The organism is Pseudomonas sp. 1D4 (genome assembly GCF_001728925.1).
GTDB lineage: Bacteria > Pseudomonadota > Gammaproteobacteria > Pseudomonadales > Pseudomonadaceae > Metapseudomonas > Metapseudomonas otitidis.
In genome coordinates, this window is the sequence record NZ_LXJQ01000065.1 from 22,639 (window position 1) to 29,991 (window position 7,353).

Consider the following 7,353-nt stretch of genomic DNA (forward strand, 5'->3'; position numbering starts at 1 on the left):
CTTCCCTCAGTCCTGTCCGCCGGGCTCGCTGCAGGTGCGGTCACGCCCGGCCTGCTTCGCCCTGTAGAGCGCCCGGTCGGCGCGGGCGATGAGGCTGTGCAGGGTATCCCCGGTGCGTAGTTCCGAAAGCCCGATGCTCACGGTTACCGCCGTCTCGCCACCATCGAAGTGATGGTGTGTCTCGGCAACTCGCTCCCGCAGCTTCTCCGCCAACTGCAGCGCCTTCGCGCTGCCGGTGTCCTTGAGCAGCAGGATGAACTCCTCGCCGCCCCAGCGGCAGAGTATGTCCGCCTGGCGCACGCCCGTTCGCAGGTTCTCGGCAAAGCCTTGCAGTACCTGGTCGCCGGCCAGGTGGCCGTGGGTGTCGTTGAGTTCCTTGAAGTGATCCAGGTCCAGCAGCAGGGCGGTCAGTGGGCGCTTGTCGCGTAGGGACTCCTGCAGTGCCTGGCCCGCCAGCAGGTCGAAGCCGCGACGGTTGGGCAGCCCGGTGAGGCTGTCGGTGGTGGCCAGCGCGGCGATGCGGTCGCGGTAACGGCGCACCATCAGGTACAGCAGCACCAGCACCACAAGGGTCACCGCCAGGCTGATGCCCAGGTTGAGGTAGAGCGCGTTGCGTACCGGCGACAGGGCGCCTTCTTCGGTCTTGTCGACGAACAGGTACCAGTCCAGCTCGGGGATGAAGCGGGCGTTGAGGTAATGCTCGCCGTCTGGGGCCCGGTACTGGTGGTTGCCGCCACGCTGGTGCAGCACCGCCCGTACTACCGGGGCCAGACCCGGCAGATCAACCAGCGTCTGGCCCACGCGAATGCCCGCCGGCCCGCCATGGGCACTGGTGAGCACCACGCGCCCGGTGGTGTCGGTGAAGTAGATGGTCCGCTGGTAGCGCTGCTGATACTCGTCGATCAGCTTCACCACCGCGTCCACCGTCAAACCCACCCCGGTGGCGCCGATGAAGCGGCCGTCGTAATCCAGCACCTTGTAATTGATGAAGATCGTCAGCCGGTCCTGGTTGGCCATGTCGACGTCGACGTTGATCTCGTAGGGCGTCTCCATGTCCCGCACGCGGTAATACCAGAGGTCCCGGGGCTCGTCTCGGGAGACTTGTTTGAGCACCCCGCGCGACTGGTAGTAAGTGTGGGTCCGCTCGGAGATGAAGAAGCTGGTGAAGGCACCGTAATGCTCCTGGACTTCCCGCAGGTAGCGGGTCATGCGCTCCGGGTCCTGCTCGCCCTGCATGGCCCAGTCCCGCAGGAAGGTGTCGCGGCTCATCATCGACGAGATCAGGATGGGCCGTACCAGGTCCTTCTGTATCTCGGAATAGACGTTGTCGGAGGTCAGCGGCAGCTCGGTGTTGACGATGCCGTCGCGGATCGACTGGAGGGAGGCGTAGTAGCTGACCAGCGATGTGACAGCAAAGCCACAGGTCAGCAGGAGAACGAGCAGGGCAACGAGAAAGCGCTGGTTACGCAAGCGGGGCAGGTGGGCTGACATCGGAGCGTCCTGGGGCAAGTGGCCACATGCTAGCCACTTGCCCCGCCCGCGTCATCCGTGGCGTTCAGCGCAGCAGGCTGACGTCCTCGATCCAGGGCTCCAGGCGCTTGCCGTAGGCCACTTTCAGGCGCATCGGCTTGAACGGCTCGTCGTAGGCGTCCGGCAGCCGCTCCTCCACCTGCTGACGCCAGCGATAAGGCACCTGCAGCGCATCCACTTCCAGTCGGCTCACCTGGGCTTGCAGGCGCGGCGGGGTCTGGTTGTGGTCGTACCAGGCGTAAAGGCGGGCCCTCACCAGTGCATGGCGCTTGCGGTCCGGGTAGCGCTGGCGCAGGGCTTCCACATCGCTACCGGCGGCTACCACGAACAGGCGGCTGGCGCGGTCGCGCTCGTACTCGAACAGGCTGCGATACGTGGCCTCCAGTTCAGTGTTTTCCTCGTTGCGCTTGCGCGCCAGGGCCTTGCGGGCCTCCTTCAGCCGGGCTTCGGCACGGCCGAGCTCGGCGGCCCAGGCGGGGCCATCCAGTTCGAGCACGGCGTAGGTGCTGCTTTCGCGGGTCTCGTAGTGGCCTTCCTGCCCTTCAAGAGGCAGCCCGATCTCCTCCAGCACGGCACGGTCGAGGCGGATCTCCTGCTCGTCCCCGTCCCGTGGCGTGCGCCAGTCCAGGCGCAGGCTGAGCCCGCTGTTCTCACCGGACCAGTCGAAATCCGAGTAATCCCGGCTCAGCTCGCGCTGGGACAGTTCCAGGCGACTGTCCGGTTTGCCGGTGCGGTTGTACCAGACCCCGGCCAGTGCCAGGCCGTTGACCACCAGGACCAGGCCGAGGGCCGCGGAGAGGGCATAGCGATTCAGGCTGTTCATCAGCGGGCTCCTCCTTTCAGCCAACTGCGGCGCAGGCGGTTCAGTACCACCAGGATGAGCAGGGCGATCAGACCCAGCAGCAGGAAGAACAGGTACTTCGGCAGCAGGTCCCACCACCAGTCGAAGAGCTTGGTGTAGAGGAAGATCACCAGGAAGGTCAGGCTGCCGTTGATCACCTCCGGCCAGTCACGCCGAGCGCCCAACCAGATGCCGAGGGCCGCGAGGGCGAAGCCGCCGAGCTGGTAGCCACCCTCGATCAGGTCGCTGTCCAGGGGCAGGTAGCTGGAGCGGCCCCAGTTGGCCAGCACCAGCAGGGCCAGGAAGAAGGTGATCAGCCCCACCAGGCGATAGGTCGCGGCGAAGCCGCCGAAGCGCACCTGGGACAGCAACTGCGGCACGAGGAACACCGCCACCGCCGCCGGCAGGAAATTCTCCGGGTGCTCGCCCATGGACAGCCAGTAACCGCCACCCCAGGTCCCCACCCGTGCCGAGATGAATGCCATCAGGCACAGCAGCCCGGCCACCAGCAGCAGGCGTGCATTGCAGGCGTAGGCCAGCAGCAGCCCGTAGGCGCCCCAGGCGATGAAAGCCTTGTCCGATGGGGTGATGTTGAAGATCTGCCCGAGCATCACCAGGTTCAGCACGAAGGCGACGAAGGCCAGCATGGCCGCCAGCTTGCTGAAATAGCCGGTGCTGTCGTGGCGCCGTACCAGCGCGGTCAGGCCCAGCGTGCCCAGGGTCGCGCCGACCAGGATGGCCACCTGCACGGTTTCGCTGAACAGCCCCCAGAACTGATAGAAGAAGAACAGCAGGCTCGCGCCCAGGGCCAGCGCCCCCAGCAGCGAGGCGATGCGCATGCCCAGGGACAGGCGACGGGTCTGGGTGTCATGGTCGATGTCGTAGCGACTGCGCAGGTCGGCCAGCACCTGGCGGTGGTGATCACCGAGCTGATCGAGCTGGCCGGGGTCGAGCAGCAGAGCCTGCTCCTCGTGCAGACGTTCCACCTCCCGGTAGAAAGCCTGGATATCGTCGGCGCGACGTTGTGCGTCCTCATGGGTGACGGCGGGCATGGCGGGTCCTTGTGCGTGCGGTGCCGCCGAGCACTCTAGGCCCGGTCGGGCAGCCGAGCAATCGGGCCGACGTGAAGTTGAGAAAACCCAGGCGAAATTGGGCGGCAAAAGCCTGACATGACGTCCACTCAGGGGCGTCGGTCGATCTTGGCCAATGGGAAGTTCCAAGCCCATAAACGCCGAAGGCGCCGGTCAGGGCGCCTTCAAGCGTTGGATGTTTCAGGCATCGATCTGGCCTCGCGACAACATTGACTCAAGCGGGATGCGCTCCGGTCCGTGCGGCCTCAGGCGACACGGAAACCGGGAGTACGGTCGGAGCCGTCTTCAGCGACGCGCAAGCCGGGGGTGCGGTCGGAGCCGTCTTCAGCGACGCGGAAGCCGGGGGTACGGTCGGAGCCGTCTTCGGCGACGCGGAAGCCGGGGGTACGGTCGGAGCCGTCTTCAGCGACACGGAAACCGGGGGTGCGGTCGGAGCCGTCTTCAGCGACACGGAAGCCGGGGGTGCGGTCGGAGCCGTCTTCAGCGACGCGGAAGCCGGGGGTGCGGTCGGAGCCATCTTCAGCGACACGGAAGCCGGGGGTACGGTCGGAGCCGTCTTCAGCGACGCGCAAGCCGGGAGTGCGGTCGGAGCCGTCTTCAGCGACGCGGAAGCCAAGGGTGCGGTCGGAGCCGTTTTCGGCAACCGGCGGATTCACAGCGCGTTCGGCACCGGCGGTCAGGAGCGAGTCCTGCTGGGTTTGTTGGGGCAGGGCGAAGGCACTGGCGGTAGCGGTCAGGCTGACGGCGAACAGGCTGGCAAGAATGCGCATTTTCATGGTGGGTTCCTCGTGGAAAGTGGGGTTGAAAGTGAACACGAGGGCAATGTTAGAGAAATAAAATCGATAAAAAAGTTGAGATGGCTAATGGTGACCATCGATTTCATTGATAGTGCTTAATTTGTCTTTTAAAAACAGATGGTTAATTTGATTTTTGGGTTCTTTTAGAGCGCTATAAGCTCCATGAAAAACACTGTTGCGCAGAATAATAACAATCGAATAATTCGATTTAATGGCCGGAAGTATCCTGAAACACGGCATCGGTAGCAGGCTCATGTTCGGATCATTGAACGTCTGTCGCCATATGCGGGCACGCGGTATTCAGCGGGTTGCGACGGGTGCGCGCCGGCCAGACCGGACCAGGGCGCCGCGCATGCAGGCAGCCGCCGGGCGTCCTGCTAGGCTATGGGCCTTTTCCTACCAATGGATGGCCCCATGTCCAGCGAGATCGAAACGCCCTTCACCCACGAGCCCCTGAGCGCCGTCGAAGTCCGCCTGCTCGGCAGCCTCATCGAGAAGCAGGCCACCACCCCCGAGTCCTACCCGCTGACCCTCAACGCCCTGGTGCTGGCCAGCAACCAGAAGACCAGCCGCGAACCGGTGATGAACCTCACTGCCGGCCAGGTGGGGCAGGGCATGCGCACCCTTGAAGGGCGCGGCCTGGCTCGCCTGGTAATGGGCAGTCGCGCCGACCGCTGGGAGCAGCGCGCCGACAAGACCCTCGAGCTGGTCCAGCCGCAGCTCATCCTGCTCGGCCTGTTGTTGCTGCGTGGCCCGCAGACCCTTGGCGAACTGCTCACCCGTAGCAGCCGCATGCACGAGTTCGACGATCTGGATCAGGTTCGCCACCACCTCGACCGCCTCGCCGCCCGTGGCCTGGCCACCGTGCTGCCGCGCCAGAGCGGCCAGCGTGAAGAGCGCTTCATGCACCTGCTGGGCGAGGCTGCCGACCTCGAAGCGCTGCTCGCCACCCGGCAGGACGCCCCCGAGCGCAGCGAATCCCGCGCCGGCCTGGAGAGCCGCGTCGAGCAACTGGAAGCCCGCATCGCCGAACTGGAAGAACGCCTCTCCCGGCTCGAAGGCCACTGATCCGTCCCCATCACGCAAGCCTTTGTCGCCTGGTGCATATGCCCGCACCGGGCGACCTGCCATTCTTGCGCGCACCCCTGACACAGCCCGAGGTAGCCATGAAGATCAGCGCCGATTTCGACAGCGGCAACATCGAAGTCAAGGACGCCAGCAACCCCCGCCACGTCCTTCTCGCCATGCGCCCCGACCTGCGCAGCCACCACTTCCAGTGGTTCCACTTCAAGGTCGACGGCATGACCCCCGGCAGCCGCCACGACTTCAGCCTGGTCAACGCCGGCCAGTCCGCCTACGCCCACGCCTGGACCGGCTACAACGCCGCCGCCTCCTATGACCAGATCAACTGGTTCCGCGTGCCCAGCCGCTTCGACGAGAACGGCCTGCACTTCGGCCTGGAGCCCTCCCAGTCGCACATCTGGTTCGCCTACTTCGAGCCCTACAGCCGCGCGCGCCACGACGCCCTCATCCGCCAGGCCGTCGAAGCGGCCGGCGCCGAGATCGTCGCCACCGGCAAGAGCCTCGAAGGGCGCGACATCCCCCTGCTCAAGGTCAGCCGCAACCCCCAGGCCCAGCGCCGCGTCTGGATCATCGCCCAGCAGCACCCTGGCGAGCACATGGCCGAATGGTTCATGGAAGGCATCATCGAGCGCCTCAAGCAGTGCCAGGACCCGGAGCTGGAGCGCCTGCTCGACGCCGCCGACCTCTACCTCGTCCCCAACATGAACCCCGACGGCGCCTACCGTGGCCACCTGCGCACCAACGCCGCCGGCAAGGACCTCAACCGCGCCTGGCAATCGGCCAGCGAAGCGGAGACCCCTGAAGTCCACTTCGTCCAGCAGCAGATGCGCCGCATCGGTGTCGACCTGTTCCTCGACATCCACGGCGATGAGGAAATCCCCCACGTCTTCACCGCAGGCTGCGAAGGCAACCCCGGCTACACCCCGCGCCTCGCCGCCCTGGAAGAAGAGTTCCGCCGCCGCCTCGTCGACATGGGCGCCGAATTCCAGACCCGCTACGGCTACCCCCGCGACGAGCCCGGCCAGGCCAACATCACCCTGGCCTGCAACGCCGTCGGCCTGGCGTTCGACTGCCTGTCCTTCACCATCGAAATGCCCTTCAAGGACCACGACGACAACCCCGCCCCGGAAACCGGCTGGAACGGCAAGCGATCCATGAAGCTCGGCCAGGACGTGCTCAGCGTCGCCGCCGCCATGGTCCACCGCCTGCGCTGATCCCCAAGCCCCTCCCCGGCAGCCGGGGAGGGCACACCAGGCCAGGCCCTCGCCGCTTCACCGTCCAGGGCGTGCAACTGCTGCGGGCCCCACAGCCGCTTCGAAAGCGCACTGAGTGGCCGAGTGGCGCGCCGCCGACAAAACCGCAGGATCGTACAAGCGCACCGCAACGGCCCTCGCTAGCCTCACAGCTCACCCCGTCAGCCAGGAGCCGCGCCGTGCATCAGCCGACCCACCCGAGCATCAACCTGCAGCACAAGCTCTCCCTGTTCAGCGAGCAGTGGGCCCCGAAGGTCATCGTCGAAATGAACGACTACCAGTTCAAGGTCGTGCGTATTGAAGGCGACTTCATCTGGCATTCCCACGCCGACACCGACGAAGCCTTCCTGGTGATCGAAGGCCAACTGCGCATCGATCTCCGCGACGGCGCCGTCCTGCTCGGCCCCGGTGAGCTCTACGTCGTGCCCAAGGGCGTCGAGCACAAGCCCTATGCCGAACGCGAAGTGAAGATGCTGCTCATCGAGCCCCGAGGCGTAATCAACACCGGCGAAGAAGGCGGCGAACGCACCGCGCAGAACGACGTCTGGATCTGACCGCCTGCCAGCCCGTCCCGGGCTGAAGCCCGGGCTACCCGCACCAGCCAACCCTCGCGTCGCGCATCCAACCGCCATGCCCAGCCCGACGCCAATGGTGGACCGATAAAGCGCGGTCCACCCTACGCACGCCTCGCCCATTCAGCCCGGGAACGGACCTGCACGCACCAACGCCCCACAACCCCCACCACACGGCCTGGCACT

At 65.8% G+C, this 7,353-nt stretch carries 7 protein-coding genes; 3 read left to right on the forward strand and 4 right to left on the reverse strand.

Features of this window, described 5'->3' with window-relative positions; all coding sequences use genetic code 11:
- Nucleotides 1–6: 6 nt before the first annotated feature.
- The 4 genes from A7D27_RS24115 to A7D27_RS24130 form a co-directional block, all read right to left on the reverse strand.
- Nucleotides 7–1,491, reverse strand: coding sequence for a sensor domain-containing diguanylate cyclase (locus A7D27_RS24115; RefSeq protein WP_069566339.1), 1,485 nt, complete (start codon nt 1,489–1,491; stop codon nt 7–9).
- A gap of 64 nt (nt 1,492–1,555) precedes the next feature.
- A complete protein-coding gene (locus tag A7D27_RS24120) occupies nt 1,556–2,353 on the reverse strand; it encodes a DUF4824 family protein (RefSeq protein WP_069566340.1) in 798 nt (265 codons plus the stop codon).
- A complete protein-coding gene (locus A7D27_RS24125; RefSeq protein WP_069560219.1) occupies nt 2,353–3,423 on the reverse strand; it encodes a DUF2157 domain-containing protein in 1,071 nt (356 codons plus the stop codon). Before A7D27_RS24125 ends, A7D27_RS24120 begins: the two co-directional genes overlap by 1 nt.
- A gap of 284 nt (nt 3,424–3,707) precedes the next feature.
- A complete protein-coding gene (locus A7D27_RS24130) occupies nt 3,708–4,238 on the reverse strand; it encodes a hypothetical protein (protein WP_069566341.1) in 531 nt (176 codons plus the stop codon).
- 435 nt (nt 4,239–4,673) lie between these two features.
- Between A7D27_RS24130 and A7D27_RS24135 the strand changes: the two genes are divergently transcribed.
- The 3 genes from A7D27_RS24135 (at nt 4,674) to A7D27_RS24145 (ending at nt 7,149) form a co-directional block, all read left to right on the forward strand.
- Nucleotides 4,674–5,327 carry a YceH family protein gene (locus A7D27_RS24135; protein ID WP_069566342.1) on the forward strand — a complete coding sequence of 218 codons (654 nt, stop codon included), beginning with the start codon at nt 4,674–4,676 and terminating at the stop codon, nt 5,325–5,327.
- A gap of 98 nt (nt 5,328–5,425) precedes the next feature.
- Entirely contained in the window at nt 5,426–6,556 is a 1,131-nt protein-coding gene (locus A7D27_RS24140; RefSeq protein WP_069566343.1) for a M14-type cytosolic carboxypeptidase, read from the forward strand.
- Between the two features lie 218 nt (nt 6,557–6,774).
- Nucleotides 6,775–7,149, forward strand: coding sequence for a cupin domain-containing protein (locus A7D27_RS24145; RefSeq protein WP_069566344.1), 375 nt, complete (start codon nt 6,775–6,777; stop codon nt 7,147–7,149).
- Nucleotides 7,150–7,353: the final 204 nt, after the last annotated feature.